This window comes from Gloeocapsopsis sp. IPPAS B-1203, assembly GCF_002749975.1.
Taxonomy (GTDB): Bacteria; Cyanobacteriota; Cyanobacteriia; order Cyanobacteriales; family Chroococcidiopsidaceae; genus Gloeocapsopsis.
In genome coordinates this window covers 1-20,240 of the sequence record NZ_PEIG01000026.1, presented here as the reverse complement: position 1 = coordinate 20,240, position 20,240 = coordinate 1, and the positions used below count along the sequence as shown (strand labels likewise).

Here is a 20,240-nt window from a genome sequence, read left to right as displayed (position 1 = left end):
TTGAGTTGACATACAGCAGGTATTATGTTCTTGTGGTGCCATTCTGAGATGGTTGCAATGCGAGTGCTGGTTTATTCTCAATTGTCGTTTTGTCATCTTGGTACTGGAACCGCGCCACATCTCCTTCGCAGAGAATAATTGTGTCTCCAGAATTGAGAACAACATCTTTAATTCGTTCAGAACTTAGTTGATTGAGATAAGCACCATTGGTCGATCCCTTATCGACAACAGCTACGCGACCATCACGCGGTACAATCCACAGGTGTTGCTTAGATACTCGATGATCGTCAATGACAATTTGAGCTTGGCGATCGCGTCCTATACAAAGTCCTGTTGGCGGAATCTCAAATTTTTGTCCTATTAATGCTCCTGATGTAAACGTAATCGTACCAAGTCTGGCTGTTTCTACTACCGTGCGATCGCCGTTCTGTTTTACAGCAGTGATTGTTTGATTTGATACTGTGCTTGAGGGTGCATTATAAAGGAATTTGACAACTCCATCCGCTAGGATTAATTCATCGCCTGGCTTGAGAAAAACCTCATTAATTCGTTGATATCCTGTTTTGTTTAAGAAAGTGCCATTGCTAGATTTCTTATCTATTGCTATGACAGAATTATTTCGCAATCCAATCCACAAGTGTTCTTTTGAAATGCGAGGATCGTCAATCACCACCTGACAAGTGCGATCGCGTCCTATAGAAAGTCCTTCAGGAGGAATAGGAAACGTTTTTCCAGCAAGTATCCCTGAGGTGCAAGTAAGTGAACCAAAATGTGTGACTTGAGTTGTAAAAGTTGTGTCGTTACCGAATCCTTCGCGTACAGTAGACGGAAAAGATTGTACATTCGGCACAGTGTAGCTTCCACTACCGAAATTTTGCGGCTGCGTCGAGAAATGAGGAATCGGCGATGGTTGCGGTGGCGGTGAGGCTGGTGGTGTGTTAGGTGGTGGGTAGTCGTTACCGTAGGTAGACTGATTAGATTGATTCGATATGCGATTTCGACGCATCAATAATACTACAGATGGAATTCCCACTAGTAAAGCAATTAGTAATGGAACTCCCCAAGGAGGAATATTACGAAGAAAGTTATTTAAGCCGCTATTACCACTAGAAATCTGAGTTGGAGAATTCGTTGGTGTTGGGCTTGGGGTTGGGTTCGTACTTGAACTTCCTCTTCCTGTACTAATTGCTTGCTGACTTTCCTGAATTAACCGATCTGCTTCAGAATGCGGTCGAAAGAGATTTCTGATTTCTTCAAACCTAGCGATCGCTTCTTGATATTGACCATTGAAAAATAATTCAAGCCCCTCGCGGTAAACCTCATCAACTACTCCTTGCTCATTAGTAGTACCTGCCTGTCTAACAAACTCCATAATTGTATTTGTAGGGATAACAAAAGTGAAGCCAGATACCTGCTGACCATTAGACGATAAGGTAAATGTAGGCATACCAATCACCTCACCTTGGTTATTAAGAACAGGTCCGCCAGAATTACCATTTGTTGCTGGGGCACTGATTTGGAGAATAGGTGTTCCGCTAGCCAGGTTTCTTCTCGCTGAAATTCTACCATCAGTAAACGAAGCTTCAAAAAACGATCCCCTACTCAAGATGTTGTTATCAAAGTCATCAGCTGCTGCTGGATATCCAACTACTGTTACGTGATCTTGAATTCTTACCTGATTAGAGTTTTCCGCCATTTGTAGGCTGGGTGTATTTTCAATATCAATCTTGATAATTGCCACGTCCTTAGCATTATTTTGACCCGTGGTTTCACCATAAGACTTAATTTCAAAAGCAACAGGGTCTTGGTTTGGGTTTGGGAGAATAACGTGATGCACAAACTCAAAATCTTTCAATCTAGACTCTTGCCTCATCAAAGCTACTGCATCTCGACGAGTTAAGGGATTAGAACTATTAAGAAGCTGGCTTAATCTAGAGTCTTGCTGGGCTACTTCTCTCAGAAATCTGGCAAAAAGAGTCTCTCTACAAGAATTTTCACCTTTGTAGCCAAACTCAGTGACATGGGCATTTGTAGCAATGTAGCCATTGGAATTAATAAAAAAACCCGAACCAATGCCTCCAGCACTTTGGTCATATTCTCTATCGTTATAAACATAAGTACCAAAGCAGCCATCAACAATACGTACTACAGCAGGTTCAGCTTGGGCAGCTAGACGTTCGTTGTCTCCAGGTGCTGCTTGTTGTGCAGTAGCGACTGACTTGAAGAGTAAAGGTAAAATTGCCGATGCGATAGCAGTAAATAAGTATCTTTTACGCATGAGAAAAGTCCTCTAAACATTGTTTGGAAATTTTTTATTTAGTTATTACTAAGTGTTTTCTGTTTTCTAAGACAGCACTCTCTATTGCTCTTCTTTCAAGATATTTGAGTGAACTCAGGTACGCATCAGAGTTTTTAGACGACACAATTGCACAAAACTGCAAGCTTTTAGTTGTTGACTGTAAGATACTAATTTCAAGTTACTTGCACTTCTCAAGTAAAAAACATGAAACCTTACAACTAGAAAACTAAATTCACGAGTTATTTCGCGGGTGCAATGTATAAGTTACGCCTGTAAAAACTGTCGTTTCTTACAAAAATTATGACTTTCACTTTACTTGGTCGTTGGCAAACTCGGTTATTGTTGTTGGCTACTATTGGCATACTAGTAACCTTTCCTTTCGCTTTAGGTTATGTCGGATTAGGTGTAAGTGACAGTTTTTTTTGGGTACTTGGCTATGTTGCTATCTTTGGTTTAGCTTGGGATGTCGTTTATGACTATCTGCAAAAGTTTCGTTGGGATCGCGATTGGCCAGGAGTTTTACAACTATTAGCAGGAATTTGGGAAGCAGCTTTTTTAGCTGTAATTTTAAAAATCTTTCATTTACCAGGAGTACCTCAAGAAACTTCGCTGTTTTGGTTCGCGTTGCACTACAGTTTAGTGTGGCTAAGCGTATATATTTCTACGCAAGTAATTATGCGAATTCTCTTCCTACGCTGGCGTTTTCATGGTGGACAGTGGTTGTAATTCTTCTTTAGATAAATCTTGATATTGTTGAAATTTTAGATGCAGTAATTATGGTAGCTATGCTTAATGTGTATCAGAATCTACCACTCGTAGATCCAGTTTATATTTTTGGAGTTTTATTACTTACTATTTGGATTGCACCTGCGATCGCCACAATTTTACGAATTCCATCGTTAGTGGTTTTGATTCTTTTAGGTACAGTTTTAGGTACAAATATTTTAGGTATCTTAGATCGAGGTATTGCAGGAGTATCATCCTTAGATATAGAACAATCTCAACAATTACTTTTGCATCGCCAATCACTTCTGCAAGGTTTAGAAAAATTTGGTCTACTTTATATCATGCTCATAGCAGGAATGCAGATGAATTTGACAAAGATGAAACGCTTAGGGCTGCGCGTATTAATCTTTGGTTTACTCACATTTGGAATTCCCTTTTATGTAGGCTTTTTATCTGGTCAGCTTATTACTTCTAGTTTGCTTGCTGCTGTGCTTTTAGGAATTCTTTACTCTCCGCATACTCTCGTGTCTTATCCCATCGTGGCGCGACTCGGAATAGCACAACAAGAAATAGTATCAGTTGCAGTTGGCGGTACTATTGTGACGTCAGTTCTCACTTTAACAAGTCTGTCAATTGTACAGTCTATTCATAGTGCTAGTGTTGGGGCGTTTTTATGGATTAAGCTTTTATTTTTATTGCCTTTATTGGTTATAGTTTCTCTTTGGGAAATTCCTAAAATAGGACGTTTGGTTTTAGACAAAAACACCGAATTATCTACCCAATTTGTTTTTGTTCTTACCTGCTTGTTTGTTGTTGCTTCGGCTACTTTGATTATAGGAATTGACCCCATTGTTGGAGCATTTATTGCTGGGCTTGCACTTAATCGTTTGGTACCGCTACAAAGTCCTTTAATGAAACAAGTTGAGTTTGTTGGTAATAGCTTATTTATTCCTATTTTCTTAGTGACTGTTGGTATTTTATCCAATCCTAAGATATTTTTTACCAAGCCTGAATATTTAGGAGTAGCTTGTTTTGCGATCGCCGGAGCTATTGGTGCTAAGTTTTTAGCATCATGGTTAGCTGGACTAGCTTTTAAGTTTTCTTTTACAGAAATAATGACAGTTTTTGGTTTAACAATGTCTCGTGCTGCTTTGGTATTAGTTATTGCAGTATTTGGTAAGAGTGCTAACTTAATTGATGAAGGAATTTTTAATGTTGTTATTGCTTATATTGTAGTGACTTGCTTAGCTGGTCCATTAATAACTGATTTATTTAGCAAGCGTATTGCTGAAAAACTAGTATTAAGTAAGTAACTGTATCAACTTGTAAGTTTAGTTCGTTGAGCCATAGCAGTTCTAATTCATTCGTGAATACCTCCCTTTATTCTTCTCTGTGCATCTAGAATAGTTTGCTAAAAAATAATTTTCACAACTCAAATAGGATTGATATATGTGCACTAACTCTAGCAATTATATTTTTCTATAGATGCGTGAAACCAAAAACGCAAATCAAAATATTGACTATCAAAACCATGAACGAATTAACTTTAGGTTGGATGCAAGCAGGACGGTTAGTCACTCAAAAAATTCGCGATCGCCCACTCAGCAAGCACCCAGGAGCTGTAAGAATTGGACGCGACCCTTCGCGGTGTGACATTATTATTCAGCATCCAACAATATCAGCACTACACGTAGAAATCTTTTTTAATCCTAAACACAATAACTTTTATCTACGCAACTTGAGAGCAAGTAATCCTCCAATTATTAATAGTAAAAAATTAATTCAAGGTGAAGTTGCATTAAGTAAAGGCAGTATTATTTATCTAGGAAACATAGAACTAAAAGTATTAGCAGTTTCTCTATCTTTTGGCAATAGTTCGCTTCAAAAAATTACCTATAGTTTAATCTGTCCTAAATGTCGTCGTAATTTACCTTATGAACGACTAAATATAGGCTGTCCTTGGGATGGTACTTCCCTAGCAGCAGCAGAAAGTGTTTTAGCAGCTAAATATTAAAGGAAAGATTATGAATCCTGATTCTAGGCAAATTCAACTGAATTGGGTAGATCCAATAACAAAAGAACAGCAAGAATTAAGACTAAAATTACCAATCACTATTGGACGCGAACTGTCTAAAATGCCGAGTACAATTCACGGCGATCGCGTCTCGCAATTTGTATTAGAAAGTAATCAAGTTTCTCGCTTTCATGCTCTGATTCTGTTTGAAAAAGGACAATTAGTAGTAACAAATCAAAGCCAAAGTGGCACTTTTATTAATGGGATACGTGTGAATCGGGGTGTATTGAATCATGGCGATCAGTTGCAGATGGGCGATTATACGATCGCTGTCACGTTTGTTTCTAGTAGCTTAAAAACCGATTCAGTGATTTCATTTCATCCAGATACCGATCTACCGGAACCAGAATTGCAACGCACAATCACAGCAACAAGTGATTTTCCTCCAACAATATTTCAGTCGCAGCAAGTTTCAGTACGAGATTTATATGCAACAAACCTTCCTGTCTATCAAATTGATTATGCAGCGATCGGGGCAGGATTAGGTAGCTTTATTTGGGTTGATTTTTTAAGAATTTTTGGTGTAAAAGTTCGTCAGATTGTCGCAATTGGATTAGAAAAGCAACCTTATGCGCGTTATCAAAGACTGTGTTTGAATTCGCAAATTCCTCTGCACGAAAGGTTACGTTCTAATTCAGATTCTTGTCCTGATAATATTTGGGGCTGGCCTAGTTATGCAATCCGAGAAGCGTGGCGAGACTTGTATAAAGGTAAAATTAATTCAGCGTTGCAGTACCTGTGGCAAGTGTTTGCTGAACCAACACTAGCAGAAACTTATACTCCCCGCGCTGGCAACGTTTTTGACTCAATAGATCGAGAAGCAAAGCGAATTGGTTGGCAACAAATCTTTCGCTACGGACGCGTCCGCGCTATTCGCAAAACAGATGATGGAAGATATGCGATCGCCTACTCGTGTTCTAGTAGTAACCACCGCGATCGCGCTATTGTGTTGGCACGCTACGTACACTTAGCAACCGGATATCCAGCAATTCAGTTTCTTCCTGATTTGCAAAAATACCGCGAAAAAACGCAAGACTTTAAGTCTGTTGTTAATGCTTACGAACAACACGAACACGTCTACAAACACTTAGAACGTTATGGCGGAACTGTATTAATTCGCGGTCGGGGTATTGTCGCTTCGCGAATTGTGCAACGTATTTATGAAGTGCGACAGCGCAACCGAAATATTTTTGTTTTGCACTTGATGCGATCGCCTAAATCGCAAGGTAACAAATTTGGTGCAGCCCAACGCCAAGTAGAAAATCACTACGAATTTCAACCATTTAACTGGCCCAAAGCCTGTTGGGGTGGCGAATTGCGGGCTATATTAGAAAATGCTTCCCCTCAACAACGCCAGCAGCTACTAAAAGACTGGGGCGGTACGACTACTGCTGCACGTTCTGACTGGCGACGTATTGTGCAAGAAGGGATTAGTCAAGGTTGGTATCAAATTACCTTTGGTGAAGTAGAACGGGTAGAAAGGGAACAGCAAAATACCATCACGCATATTAAAGGTAAGGATTTACAAGGACAAATTAAGCTGCAAGCAGACTTTATTATCGATGCTACTGGTTTAGAAGCGAAAGCAAAGTCAAATCCTCTGTTAGACGATCTCGTGACTCATTACAATCTTCCCCTCAATCATTTAGGGCGTTTAGCAGTTGCTAATGATTTTGAAATTAAAGAAATGCGGTCTGGTAAAGGACGTATGTATGCTGCGGGAGCAATTACTCTGGGCGGTTCTTATGCAGCAGTAGATAGCTTTTTAGGTTTGCAATATGCCGCTTTGCGTTCCGCCGCTAGTCTCGCAGCAGTGCGCGCCCCTGGAATGCATCGTTTAAATTGTTTCAGTTCTTTTAGCCAATGGTGCAAATGGATAACAAATCAGTCACCTGTGTAGGTTAAAAATTTATTCTTAATGACTTTTACTTAATTAGCAAAATCTCAATTTGCTCGTTATTACTAATAGCAAAGCTATTACCTTGAGGACTAATCGCAAGAGAATGAAATGTATCTGAATAATTAAAAGGTTTTTCACTATTAAGAATTGCTTGACTCTCTTGTAAATTCCATGATTTGATTGTTCCGTCACGACTGACACTTACTAAATTTCCATCAGTTCTGATAGCAATTGATAAAACTGTGTTGGTGTGTGCTTCTTGGAGAGAAAATTTTGCTTTTCCAGTATCTATATTCCAAATCTTGATTAAGCCTTGAGAGTCCCCACTCGCTACAGTTTTACTACCTGTGGGATGAATAGCAATAGCAGTAACTCTATTTCCAGAGTGCTTTTCATGCGCAAATCGTTCTTGGAGTTCAACAGTTTGATCTCGATTTATAACATCCCAAGTCTTGATAGTACCATTTGAGTCACCACTTACGAGAATATCTGGTGAAGTGCTAAAAGCTAAAGAAGTAATTATTGAAGTATGTGCCAGCTTTTGTTCTCCTATAGATTGATTACTATTACTACGATGCCAAATTTTAATAGTGCCGCTTGAGTCACCGCTAAAAAAAAATTTTCCATCGTTACTAAACGCAATAGCTGTAATATTATTTTTATTGATCTTTTCTCCAAAAGTATTGAGTAATTCTTCACTACGCAAGTTCCATAAATTAATTTTCCTATCTCTACCACCACTAGCAAGAGTACTTCCATCAAAGCTAAAAGCTAAAGAATTGACTTCTCTTGAATATTCACCATTAAGAATTTTTGGTGAGAAAGAATTAAATCTATATACAAAAAATCCAGCTATTGAGGATGCAACTATTAAACTACCAGCAATAACTCCTACAGGAAGTTGACTATTACCCGAAGTCTGAGTTTTTGTCGTGTTTGTTCTGCGTTGCCCAGAAAAAGGATTTGAGAGAAAGTGCTGCGTAGAGCGTAACAAAGCAGATTGCATTTCTTGGGCAGTGGTGTAGCGATCGCCTATATGCGGTTGAATTGCCTTGTCTAATACTGCCGCAAAGTCAGGACTGATACTAGCAGCGTATCTGCGCCAGCCAATTTCTCCTGTTTGCGGGTTTATGTCCAACTGTTGAGGTGTTCTACCAGTCAGCAAATAAATTGCCGTCATTCCTAGACTATACAAATCGCTAGCATAAACTGGTCTACCTGCTGCCTGTTCTGGAGGCATAAAACCTGGTGTACCAATCACACTTAAGCTTCTTGTTTGACCTTGAGAATTGATTTCAATATTGACTAACTGTTTAACTGCACCAAAATCAATCAAGACGGGTTTGCTATCCCATCGACGCCACATAATATTGGCAGGCTTGATGTCTCTGTGAATAATTTTTCTGGCATGAATGACCTCTAGTACAGCTAAAACACTCGCTACGATGTCCTTAACTAAATTTTCGGGAAGTAATCCTTCTGCTTGGACTTTTTGCTCTAGAGTTGTCCCTTCGATGAGTTCTTGGACTAAGTAAAAATAACCTGCTTCTGCAAAGTAGGCATACAATTTAGGAATTTGATTGTGCTGCTCGCCCAGGGTTTCCAATATGGCAGCCTCTTGCCAAAAAAGCTCTTGAACCATTTGGTAAACTTGAGGACTGTTACTAATGGGTTTCAGTTGCTTGAGCACGCAGCGACGCCTAGAAGGCATATGAGTGTCTTCTACTAAGAAAGTATTACCAAAACCACCGCTTCCTAGAGAGCTAATTATCAGATAGCGATTGTTTAAAAGTGGCGGCATCTTTGTCTTTTAATCACTGATTTTTTCAGATTATCACTTGTAAGTCTTGATGTTATGGATGTAAATAAAGTCTTTAACTTCTCACTTCAGAGATAAGACAGAGTTAGTATCAAAATTTTAAAATCATTCCTGAGTTATTAAAAGAATTTGAGTAGTAATACGACTTTACATTCAAAATAAAATTTAAATCGACTATGCCTTTATCAGAACAAGTAGTAGTTATTACTGGTGCATCAAGTGGAATTGGTGCAGCGCTGGCGCAACTTTTAGCGCAACGATTTATGGGAATTCGGTTAGTTATCGCAGCTCGTAATATTGAAAAACTCGAAACCCTGGCAACACTTTGCCGGAAAGCTGGAGCCGAAGTGTTAGTCGTTTCCTGTGACTTAGAGAATATTGAGCAGGTAGAAGCACTTGCTCAAAAAGCGATCGCGCACTTTGGTCGCATTGACGCTTTAGTCAATAATGCCGGTTACGGACAAATGGGACCTGTAGAATTAATTCCCACAGCAGCAATTCAAAGGCAATTTCAAGTCAACATCATTGGACCACTAGCGCTGATTCGTGCTGTTATACCGCAAATGCGGCACCAAGGTGGCGGCAGAATTATCAATATTAGTTCACTAGGAGGTAGACTAGCGTTCCCTTTTGGAGGTTTATATAGTTCCTCTAAATTTGCTTTGGAAGGAGTGAGTGATGCTTTGCGGATGGAACTCGAACCGTTCAATATTAAAGTCTGTGTCATTGAACCAGGACCTGTCAGTACTAACTTTTTTGCAGCAGCAGCCCAAGCGGTAGAGAAAAGTATTGTTGCACCAGAAAAAAGCCCCTATCGTGCGGCATTTGCTAAGCTTAAAGACTTAGAAAAACAAACAAGCAGCCAAGCTTGGACATCAGAACGCGTTGCTAAAGTCATTATCAAAGCCTTAAGCGCACCTAACCCACGTCCGCGTTACATCGCCGCTACGGGTGGCAGAATCCTGCTATTCTTAATGACTAAAGTATTGCCAATCAAAATAGTAGACAAATTTTGGCAGCACTTCTATGGTATAAATCTGGTAGCAAAAGAATGGCAAAATGGTGCATTTAGGGAAGAATAGGAAGTTGTATAATTTATGCGAGTTGAAATTGCTTTGAGTAATTTAGTTATCAGCTATAACAAATAGGTTTCAGACGATACGTTAAAGTATGAATCAGTATTTCACTAACTTTCCAACCGAAGGTCTACGAAGCGCGTTCCCTAACTCCTAACCCTTCATAAGTCTAAGTGCTGCAAGCTAAAACATGGATGTATTAGAGTATCAAGCAAAAGAATGGTTTCGGGAGATGGGCATACCTGTCTTGCCATCACAACGTATTGACCGTCCTGGAGATATTAAGCGGCTAAAGATTCCTTATCCAGTGGTACTCAAGTCACAAGTACGTGTTGGTGGGAGAGGAAGGGCTGGGGGAGTTAGATTTGTCACAAATACAATTGATGCGATCGCTGCTGCGCAAACTATCTTTCACCTATCAATTTTGGGGGAGTTACCTGAAGTATTGCTAGCCGAAGCAAAATATGATGCTGATCAGGAGTTTTATTTAGCCGTAGTCTTGGATGCAGCAGCACATCGACCGCTACTTTTAGGATCTGTGCAAGGTGGGATTGATGTTGAATCAGCACCCGAACTTTTACAACAAGTTGTTGTTGAGCAAGAATTTTCTCCATTTTATGCGCGACGTTTAACAATCAAAATGGGTCTACAAGGACCGTTGATTCAAACAGTCAGTGGCATCATCGAGAAAATGTATCAGTTGTTTGTGCAGAAAGATTTAGATTTAGTAGAAATTAATCCTCTTGGTGTCAGTTCAACCGGCGAACTGATGGCACTCGATGGCAAAGTCACCGTGAACGATCGCGCGATCGCGCGTCATCCTGATGTCGCAGCGATGGCAGAGAAAATGGCACAGCGTGAGAAGAGACGCAAGTATTCGCTAGAGTTAGGAACTTGGGACGAAGTAGAACCCTCAGGTAACATTGCAGTTTTGGGTAACGGCGCTGGTTTAGTCATGGCAACAATGGATTTACTCACAGATGCAGGAAGTCAGCCAGCAAGTTGTCTCAACATTGGACATGGCAGAAGTTGGAACTCAACAACACCAAGCTTTAAGGATCGCCTGCAGCAAGGACTAGAATTTTTGAGCGAACAGAAAAATATTCAAGTCGTCTTAGTCAATATTCTTGGCACAGTTCCGACACCCACAGAACTAGCGCAAGTTATTGTCAGTTTCGTACAACGTCGAGAACGGATGACGACTAACAAATCTCGTACTCAAACATACTCACCTCGCGTTATTGTGCGGTTTGCAGGTGCAGATTTTGACTCTGCAAAAGAGCAACTTGCCACAGTGCAAGTTCCACTCGTTAACAGTTTAGATGAAGCTATAGCGCAAGCATCGCGCCTTGCGAAGTCCTCTGGAAGAAGAAGATGAAACTAACCCCAGAAAGTAAAGTTGTAATTCAGGGCTATTGCGAACCACTGATGGCAACACACGCCGCCCACATGAAAGCTTATGGCACAAATGTCATTGCGGCGATCAGTCCTGGGCAAAGTGGGGAAACGCTTGATGAAATTCCTGTGTTTGATCTAGTAGAACAAGCAGTGTCAGAATTTGGGGTGATTGACACCACAATTATTCTAGTGTCTCCCTATCAAGCACTCGATGCAGCTTTAGAAGCGATCGCTGCAGGTATTCGCCAAATTATTATTATCCCTGCGGGAGTTCCCCCTCTTGATATGGTGCATCTTCTGCGCAAAGCAGAAGCAACAGAAACCTTGGTTGTCGGACCAAACAGTCCTGGAATTATTGTTCCAGGAAAGATTCTATTAGGAACTCATGCGAGTGAATTTTATACTCCTGGATCTGTAGGAATCGTTAGCCGTAGCAGTACTCTTACTTATGAAATTGCTTCAGAATTAACCAAAGCAGGTTTAGGACAGTCAATCGGTGTCAGCATTGGTAGTGATGCAATCACAGGATCTTCTTTCTTGCAATGGCTGCAAATTTTAGATGAAGATGACAGCACGCAGGCAATTGTTTTAGTTGGAGAAACTGGAGGAAATAGCGAAGAAACTGCTGCCCGCTACATTGCAGAAACGATAGATAAACCCGTAATTGCTTACATTGCTGGGAGAAATGCCCCGCCTGGTAAACACTGGGGACACACAGGAACTCTCGCTGCGGTTGTTGGTCGCGGTGTCAATATTGGGACTACCCAAAGTAAACTGACGGCATTTAAAGAAGCTAAAGTTCCCGTTGCCGATCGCCCTTCTCAGATTTCAAGCTTAGTGAAAAAGGCACTGAAGTAGTCATCGCCGCGATCGCTTTTCAAGCTAAGACAAGCCCACAGCCAAAACTGCGGGCGAAATAAACCATTGCAGCTAGTGCCAATGCTAATGACTACGCTGTTACAGGTTCATTGGTGGTTTTCGTAGTCACAGTCTTTTGGTAATGTTCAGCTTGCCGTTTTAATACTGTTTTAAAAGCGTGTTCAGCAACTTTAGAACCCGATTCAAATCCACCTTCCGCATCCCATTGGTAATGGACGCCAAGATAAACGCGGCTGCGACCATTTTCTCTTGCTGCTTCGGTAAAGCTGGTGAACCGACGAGTTAGCTTGATGCCATTCTCGTCACGTAAAGCATGAGGATCTTCAGTTGTTGCCGTAAAAGCAATTGAATCGCGTCCATAATAAAGTCGCATCATCGTTGCATGGGCAGCACCAAAGGTCGCATGACCAGAAATATACGCGGGAAAAGCGGGTGAAAATCGTGTACCATCAACCATTGCTGAAAGTGGTTGCCAATTAGGATCTAGCAAAGTATTGCGGTTGCGATCGCGATCGGCTTCTCGGATCGCAGATTCAGGACGCCACAAACGAATTGGGCACTCTTCATTCGGAAATAGATACTTCACATACCAAGCCACAATCCCCGCATCCGCCATGGCAATTCCAACCAGCGCAAAAAGTCGTGCAGTTTCTAATAAATCTTGAACAGTACCTTCTTGCTTAGCGACAATCTGTGTAATCACGTATAGTTGACCAGGAGGCTTGTAAGTACCATCAAGGTCATTAGCCCAGAAAAACGCTATTTCCGTTTCCTCACGCGTCCGTTCCGTTGAATGCGCTTCACCCAGCCGCCTTACTTCATCAAATTGACCTACGTAATCGCGGCTTTTCAGTAATTTTTCATAGGTGTCAAACTCTTTGATGTTCAACGCTGTCGTTGGTAAAAATTCATCAATGGATTTCCACCTCCCCATCGATTTGACTTTACCCCACTGTGGCGTCACGGCTGATCCTGAACCAGTTTCCCGCCAATCACCAGCCTCATAACCAAAACACTTAGGAACAGTATCTGTATCTCCAGAACCATTGCACAACATAGGTGAATCTGGCGGATTTTGAGAACCATCGGCTTTGCGTTCGTTTAGAATTGCCTCGGCAACTGCTTCACCAAATTGACGAGAAGGATCGCAATTTGCTGCGCTCAAAGACATATTAAAGGGCGTCATGCAATCGCGCAAAAATGAATCAGCATCGAAACCTGTATTGACTTGATACGCAGCAAAAGGACTCGGTACTCCGCCTTGATTCTTTACAGTTTGTTCAATTAGTTCCTTAATCGTTTCTAGCAAAACTTTCCGTGCGGCATATGCTGCACTCATTATGGGATCTGCACCCTCTATTTTTTTGATATCGGACTTAGTATATTGCTCGTATGAACCGTCACAAAGAATATTGATTGCATCAAACATTGCAATGTGCATCATTGCTCCCATTCGGGAAAGTGGACCAGGCGCGCCGCCCAGTCTGCGCACAGCTTCTAAATAAATGTTATTCCAAGAAATGATGATATTACCATTCATTTTGTTCATTGTTTCATCTCTTTTTAACTAATTTGATGACAAAGCATTCACAAAACATCTAACTTATTTGCACGAGGAAATTACAGCTATTCAAGACTAATAGCTTTAAAAAAGCAGTTTTAGAAATGCAGTTACAATTCCTATTTAACTAAGAACTTATGTAAGTTTTCGTCTCGGATAAATGTCCTCTACAAAGCACACTAAATATTGATTAAAATCAATTCAATTGTGTGTTTTACAAGTGTTGAGTGTAAGTGAATACTTCACTAAGATTACTCTTCAACTTGAGAAAGAAAATTCCGGAAATAACTAATTTTAATTCTTTGAACAGTTTAATCGCGTCTAGCAAGTAGCTTTTGAACGGCAATTTAGCGCGAAATAGACCAAATTTTGATTGTTTCGTCCCCACTACCACTTACTATTTGATTGTCAGGACTAAAGCCAAGTGACCAAACAGGTTTAGTGTGTCCTGTAAGATTACTCCAGAGTTCACCTGTAGCAGGATGCCAAAGTTTAATTGTGTGGTCTGTACTACCACTTGCTAAAGTCTGATTATCCGGCTGAAATGCGACCGATGTAACGTTTCCTGAATGTCCTACCAAAGTATGCAAAACTCTACAATCGTCAGCTTGCCACAACTTGATTGTTTTATCGGCACTACCACTAGCTAAAAAACGCCCATTTGGACTAAAGGCAACAGATAATACTCTTTGGGAATGCCCTGCTAAAGTGCGTAACAGATTTGCGCTGACACTTTCTTGTTGAGTGTTGAGTTGCCAGACTTTAATTGTGCCATCATTGTTGCCACTGGCTAAGGTTTTTCCATCAGGGCTGAAGGCGATCGCCTCTACACTGTCCGTATTCTGTATCTTTTGTAATTCTTTCCCTGTTTGGACCCAAAACCTGATCGTCTGATCGACACCCGCACTTGCAACTAACTCACCATTTGGGCTGATAGCAACAGATTTCACATCATCAGTATGACCGTTAAGCGTACGCACTAAAGTACCGCTTTGCAGATTCCACAACTTGACTCGATTGTCCCAGCTACCACTGACAAGAATTTGGTTGTTAGGGCTAATCGCAAGCGATCGCACAGCATCTGCATGACCTTTAATACTGTAAATTAAGTCACCCGTGTCCAGATTCCAAACTTTGATTGTACCGTCATAACTACCACTAGCGAGTATTCTGCCATCAGGGCTGATAGCAGTTGTATACACCCATACAGAATGACCTTTGAGTGTGCGAACTTGGATAGACGAAGATGCGATGGTCGTGTCATTTGATTGTGATAATATCTTGTAACTCAAGCCAGCGACAATTGCTGTAGTAGCGATCGCCAAGGCTACTGAGGTTTTTGAAAAAAATGGTTTAATCTGCATAGAAAAGCTTTCCTGTTACAGAATCAGCGCATGGCGAGTATTGCTATTTATTGCTTTTAGCTGACACCAAAGCTGTTTTTATCAGTTTTTGTTGTTGATTTTGGCGTTCAATATAGAGACGGATGATATACAAAAGCGTGATTCCAGCGATCGCCACGATGCCAATGGGTGTTAAATATGTCCAATGTCCTGACATTTTGTCCCAAACGTGCCAAGTTAACAGAAACATTGCTATATATGTGAGTTTATGCAGTTGTTTCCAATTTTTCTTCAGCTTTTTGACACTCCAATCGTTAGAGGTTATCGCAAGAAGCGTAAAAATTATGAATGTAGATATTCCTTGTAAATAAATCCAAAAGGTCTTTGGATCGAAGAAGTCAAGCTGTCTTTTCTCAACTAGAAAATACCCATGTAAAAGTGCTAAAAAGAATGCGAGAACTCCAGCAAGGCGGCGATTTTTAAGTAACCACTGTGGCAAACCTGTTGCTTTAGTTTGAGGAAAAACTATCCTAATTATGGTGGGAAGTAATGTGATAACATAACTAATTAATGCCAGAAAACCCAACAAATTAGGTAATGAATATGTGTCTAAGAGAATCATAGTTTATTTCCTATATGTCTAGATTTTTTGAGAAATTGAATATCGTCTTGCTCTATTTATCAAATATTGAATTGGTAAAGCTAGTGAATAGTAAGATATTCACAATTCCACCATTGCATGAGTTATATATTTAATTTGCTTAGGATTAATCTTCAAATGGAAATATACAAATTCCGCAAGAATCTATTGAAGTTGTCAGCAAAATATAATTCAATTGATTTCAGTTCAAACAATTTATAGCAACCTATCAAATTCAAAGCCCTGAAATATCAATAGATTTGACAGCAAGAATTGATGTACACAGTTCAGTAAACTGACAAAGCGATCGCGCTGTTTGATGAGATAACTTATGACTTTCACACCTTTATCCGAGTTAGTTGCTACCGATGCATTCCACAATCTTCGTTTAGTAGCGACAGATATGGATGGTACGCTGACGCACAATGGTAAATTTACAGTAGATTTACTGCAAGCATTTGCAGATTTAGCCACTGCAGGTATTGAGGTCATCATTGTTACAGGTCGTTCGGCTGGCTGGGTAAGCGGTTTAACAAATTACTTACCAATAGCAGGGGCGATCGCCGAAAATGGTGGTTTATTTTATCAGTCAGACAGAGAAACACCTCTAGCTTTAACAGCGATTCCTCATGTAACTAGTCACCGTACGAAACTCGCGCAATGCTTTCAACAACTCCAAACAGAATTTCCTCAAATCCATGAGTCAAGCGATAATTGCTTTCGTATCACCGATTGGACATTTGATGTATTTGGGCTAAACCCTGTGCAACTACAAAAACTAGTAGAACTTTGCCAAAATATAGGTTGGGGCTTTACCTACAGCAATGTTCAATGTCATATCAAACCAATAGAGCAAAATAAAGCTACTGGATTGTTGCAAGTGTTGCATACATATTATCCCCAGTTGAATTTAGAACAAGTTGCCACTGTAGGCGATAGCCCAAATGACGCAAGTTTATTTGATCCGAGTAAATTTCCACTTTCTGTAGGCGTTTCCAATGTGTTGCATTATGCCAACCAACTCGTTCATCAACCAATGTATATGACTAATGCTCCAGAGGTTCAAGGCTTTTGTGAGTTAGCACAATCTTTGAGCAAGCGCAAATGAATTCGCACACTATAAACAAAGTCCGCTACCATGGAATTACTCATAAAAATCTTGTTTTAGTGTACGCAGGGACACTTTACCTGACTAGCCTCGAAGGGAGTCGAAAGGCATTTGTGATTCATGCAGAAGATCTATTAGGTTCTTTAACTATGCGATCTTGCATTGATTTTGGCAGTACAAGGTTTAAAATCAACGCACAAAGCGAATCTACAGAAATACCAGATTCTAAAATACTACAAACTTGTTCTGGAAATCATGATAATGGATCTGGAACAATAGTTACCCAAATATATAGTCTATTGAACGTAACTAAGCAGAACTTTTTTGTATTATCTTTTACACTTGATCCTTAGTGATAGTTTCACTCACCATTTGTTGTGTATTTTATGTTGGTTAAATAATGTTTTAGATGCAGATTCACCATTTTTTTTAATATCATGTATTAGCTGAAATGCGCACAATCCCAAAATACTATATTGCACCACAATTGCCAATAAAATACTAAATTGGCTTGCTGATTTAATAGCTACCCATGCATAAGGTGTAAATAACCACAGCATTGAAAGTTGAGCTGAGTTAACTGTAATTAAGCTAAGAATAATCATAGGTAATACAGTTACAGCAACAAGAGTTCCCGTAATCCAGAGTGCTGTATTTTGAGTTATTCGTAATTTTAGAATTTGTGTAGCTATTGCACAAACTGCAATAAAGTTACTGCAAATTAATAAGCTTAATAAAGCTGGAATTTGGTCTGATGTTGCCAGATTAAGAAATATCCAAGGAATCAGGAGCGTCGATGCGATCGCCAAATTAAATAATATTGCTAATACGGCAGGACTTTTCTCACTCCACATCAAATCTTGTAAGAGCAATAGTTGCCATATTTTTCTAGTTTGAGAGGGTTCTTTTCTGTATCTTGCCCAATCTTTTAATGCCTGATGTGAAGGTGTTAGGGATACAATCAAAAATAAAAAAATGATTAAATTAAATACTAGCAAAAATCGCCAATCGTACCATGTGTCAGTTACAGGTATTCCTTCTATTAATTTAGTTATAAATCCTAAAAGAACAACTTCAAAGCAAGTTACTAAAAAATAACTTTGCTGTTTACTTAATAAAGTTCTACTCGAATTTGAAAATCGTCGTAGTAAAGCTAGCCAAATCCAATATACCCACAAACTGTAATTTAATAAGATACTAATAACTAAGCTTATGGCATTTGCCCCTAGAGGTAAATAAAACCACTGCCAAGCATTAAATGCTGGTATAGATAAACCAGGATAAAAATTTAAATTAGTTGCAGCAGTTAGATAAGGAATTATTTGGTTAGGCGAAAGTAAAAACAGCCAATCAATAAGAGTACCTGTAGGAGAAGCCTGAGTCATCCACAAAAATAATAAAACCGTACCGCTACCTAACCAAGATGATATAGCTGAAGAACTTACTAAACTCAATAACAAGGCAGCACTATAAAAAAAACAGCAACCACCAATCAAAACTGCATAGAAAATTAAAATGAGATCCAAAGGAACTTGAGCCGCTAGCCCTGCTTTTAGATGTAAAGGAACTGCTAATATAGCTATTAAATAAAGTAGACTGGGAACTCCTAATAATTTACCGATTAAAATACTTTGTGGTGATTGAGGACTAAGACGAATAAAATTAAGCGTACCTCGACGCTGTTCTATCACTAAGTCATTAACCAATAAATATGCTCCTCCTACTAATAAAACAAAAATACCAATAGAACTTAAAAACAAAAATAAATTTAGCCACCAAAACTGCCAATTAATAATAAAATTACCGAAACTATCTAAAATACATTTACGCTGAGTTTCATAAACTATACTTCCTGTACAGTATTTATGAAATTCTGGAGCTTGATTTACTAGAACTGGCAATCGATTTCTTAGGGTTAGATAAGTTAAAAATTGACCAATTACAGATATGTTTACTGCAGCTAAAATATTTCTAAATGTATATCTACTTTTGAGTTCGCGCAGTAATTGCGGATTCAAATTACCTAATATATCAAACCACTTAAGTTTCATAACTAGTAGGTTGTGTAATAAATTTTATACAAACAAAAAACATACAAGTAAGTGAGGAAAAAACATAATTTAAGGACTGGTAACTATTAGCGATTAGCTTTTGGGGAAATTGCTAAATACTAATTGCTAAGCACTAAAATTTTCCTATTAACTAGCATCAAATGTGTGACATTTAAGTATAATCACCTAATTAAAACTTTTGCAAAATCACTGAAGAACGTATATAAAACTAGCAATTGAATTACCCTTTAACCTAATAATGCCAAGTCCAATAAACTTCTAAATAATTAACTACGATGCTTGTTTATGACCCAAATTTAAAAAGATTGTTTCTAAATCCTCTTGAAGATAATGAAAGTTTGTTAACGGAATGTTGGCTTGTACAAGCGATCGCAATAATTCTGCACAGTCTTCCTCACTACCATCAAAATCAACCCTCAACTGCTTTTCTGCTATAACTTCCCAAGCTTTGACTAAAGGATTATTGTTTAATTCTGCTTGCAGTTGCTTTAAATCTCCTAAAGTACTTAACAATATGTGACGATGACTCAAGCGCTGATACAAATCCTGCAACCTTGCACTCTCAATGAGATAACCAAGTTCCATAATCCCCACCGAAGTACATAATTCGGCTAAATCACTTAAAACGTGCGAGGAAATTAAAATTGTCATTCCGGCTTCTTGGAGTACCTTGATAATTTCGCGGAACTGCATTCGCGCCACAGGATCAAGACCAGAAACAGGTTCGTCAAGTAATAGTAATATTGGTTCGTGCAGAATTGTTCGCGCTAGACTCAAACGCTGTTTCATACCCCGCGAAAGCGTTGCAATCAAACTTTTACGCTTGTGTTGCAGCTGTACGAGTTCTAAAACTTCATACAATCGTTGCGTGCGACGCGGTTCTCTCAAAAAATACAACCGTGCAAAATAATCGAGGTAATCCCAAACTGCGAGATTATCGTACAAAGGAAAATCGTCAGGGAGATAACCCAAGCGTCGTTTCAGCGTAGTATTGCTTTGGTCTAATAATAGGCGATCGCCGTGAATATAAATCTCACCCTGCGTCGGTTCTTCCGCTGTTGCTAACATCTGAATCAATGTTGTTTTACCAGCGCCATTTGGTCCAATCAACCCATAAACTTCACCCGCCGCGATCTGCAAATCGACATCATTAACTGCGACGTGACGATCAAATTGCTTAGTTAAACCGCAAGTACGAACCGCGAGTTCTCTTGCCATAAATGCTTGGTAAAATATTTGACACTAGCCTAACTCTGTTTTTAGAAACTACATCCCATGCGTTCCCAAAACTGTAACTAAGTTCAACAATTTTATCCCTCACCCCTCGCCCCTCACCCTCACCCCT

General features: G+C 39.6%; 15 protein-coding genes. 8 read left to right on the top strand and 7 right to left on the bottom strand.

The window, feature by feature from the left end; translation table 11 throughout:
* Positions 1-22: 22 nt before the first annotated feature.
* Positions 23-2,278 (bottom strand): FHA domain-containing protein, encoded by a 2,256-nt coding sequence (locus CSQ79_RS26535; RefSeq protein WP_099704111.1) that lies wholly within the window; start codon positions 2,276-2,278, stop codon positions 23-25.
* 321 nt (positions 2,279-2,599) lie between these two features.
* Between CSQ79_RS26535 and CSQ79_RS26530 the strand changes: the two genes are divergently transcribed.
* The 4 genes from CSQ79_RS26530 (at position 2,600) to CSQ79_RS26515 (ending at position 6,999) form a co-directional block, all read left to right on the top strand.
* On the top strand, positions 2,600-3,025 hold the full coding sequence (locus tag CSQ79_RS26530; protein ID WP_099704110.1) for a hypothetical protein: 426 nt from the start codon (positions 2,600-2,602) through the stop codon (positions 3,023-3,025).
* A 50-nt stretch (positions 3,026-3,075) separates the two neighbouring features.
* Positions 3,076-4,338: a cation:proton antiporter gene (locus CSQ79_RS26525; protein WP_099704109.1), complete on the top strand. Its 1,263-nt coding sequence runs from the start codon at positions 3,076-3,078 to the stop codon at positions 4,336-4,338.
* Between the two features lie 218 nt (positions 4,339-4,556).
* Positions 4,557-5,039 carry an FHA domain-containing protein gene (locus tag CSQ79_RS26520; RefSeq protein ID WP_099704108.1) on the top strand — a complete coding sequence of 161 codons (483 nt, stop codon included), beginning with the start codon at positions 4,557-4,559 and terminating at the stop codon, positions 5,037-5,039.
* A gap of 10 nt (positions 5,040-5,049) precedes the next feature.
* Positions 5,050-6,999, top strand: a complete 1,950-nt coding sequence (locus tag CSQ79_RS26515; protein WP_099704107.1) for an FHA domain-containing protein — start codon at positions 5,050-5,052, stop codon at positions 6,997-6,999.
* Between the two features lie 25 nt (positions 7,000-7,024).
* Here CSQ79_RS26515 and CSQ79_RS26510 read toward each other — a convergent pair whose 3' ends face one another.
* Positions 7,025-8,800, bottom strand: a complete 1,776-nt coding sequence (locus CSQ79_RS26510; RefSeq protein ID WP_099704106.1) for a serine/threonine-protein kinase — start codon at positions 8,798-8,800, stop codon at positions 7,025-7,027.
* Between the two features lie 194 nt (positions 8,801-8,994).
* Between CSQ79_RS26510 and CSQ79_RS26505 the strand changes: the two genes are divergently transcribed.
* The 3 genes from CSQ79_RS26505 to CSQ79_RS26495 all read left to right on the top strand — a co-directional run bounded on the left by CSQ79_RS26505 (position 8,995) and on the right by CSQ79_RS26495 (position 12,150).
* Entirely contained in the window at positions 8,995-9,900 is a 906-nt protein-coding gene (locus CSQ79_RS26505) for an SDR family oxidoreductase (RefSeq protein ID WP_099704105.1), read from the top strand.
* Between the two features lie 184 nt (positions 9,901-10,084).
* Positions 10,085-11,272 carry a succinate--CoA ligase subunit beta gene (locus CSQ79_RS26500; RefSeq protein ID WP_099704104.1) on the top strand — a complete coding sequence of 396 codons (1,188 nt, stop codon included), beginning with the start codon at positions 10,085-10,087 and terminating at the stop codon, positions 11,270-11,272.
* Positions 11,269-12,150 carry a succinate--CoA ligase subunit alpha gene (locus CSQ79_RS26495; protein WP_099704103.1) on the top strand — a complete coding sequence of 294 codons (882 nt, stop codon included), beginning with the start codon at positions 11,269-11,271 and terminating at the stop codon, positions 12,148-12,150. The genes CSQ79_RS26500 and CSQ79_RS26495 overlap by 4 nt, the downstream gene beginning before the upstream one ends.
* Positions 12,151-12,241: 91 nt before the next feature.
* Here the strand turns inward: CSQ79_RS26495 and CSQ79_RS26490 are convergent, their stop codons facing one another.
* From CSQ79_RS26490 to CSQ79_RS26480, 3 genes are all read right to left on the bottom strand, one after another.
* On the bottom strand, positions 12,242-13,720 hold the full coding sequence (locus tag CSQ79_RS26490) for a vanadium-dependent haloperoxidase (protein ID WP_099704102.1): 1,479 nt from the start codon (positions 13,718-13,720) through the stop codon (positions 12,242-12,244).
* A gap of 359 nt (positions 13,721-14,079) precedes the next feature.
* Positions 14,080-15,096 carry a WD40 repeat domain-containing protein gene (locus CSQ79_RS26485; protein ID WP_099704101.1) on the bottom strand — a complete coding sequence of 339 codons (1,017 nt, stop codon included), beginning with the start codon at positions 15,094-15,096 and terminating at the stop codon, positions 14,080-14,082.
* 43 nt (positions 15,097-15,139) lie between these two features.
* A complete protein-coding gene (locus CSQ79_RS26480; protein WP_289501583.1) occupies positions 15,140-15,697 on the bottom strand; it encodes a ferric reductase-like transmembrane domain-containing protein in 558 nt (185 codons plus the stop codon).
* A gap of 349 nt (positions 15,698-16,046) precedes the next feature.
* On the opposite strand from CSQ79_RS26480, the gene CSQ79_RS26475 reads away from it, so the two are divergent.
* Entirely contained in the window at positions 16,047-16,823 is a 777-nt protein-coding gene (locus CSQ79_RS26475) for an HAD family hydrolase (RefSeq protein ID WP_099704100.1), read from the top strand.
* 365 nt (positions 16,824-17,188) lie between these two features.
* Here CSQ79_RS26475 and CSQ79_RS26465 read toward each other — a convergent pair whose 3' ends face one another.
* On the bottom strand, positions 17,189-18,874 hold the full coding sequence (locus tag CSQ79_RS26465; protein WP_099704098.1) for an ABC transporter permease: 1,686 nt from the start codon (positions 18,872-18,874) through the stop codon (positions 17,189-17,191).
* 291 nt (positions 18,875-19,165) lie between these two features.
* Entirely contained in the window at positions 19,166-20,113 is a 948-nt protein-coding gene (locus CSQ79_RS26460) for an ABC transporter ATP-binding protein (protein ID WP_099704097.1), read from the bottom strand.
* Positions 20,114-20,240 lie beyond the last annotated feature (127 nt).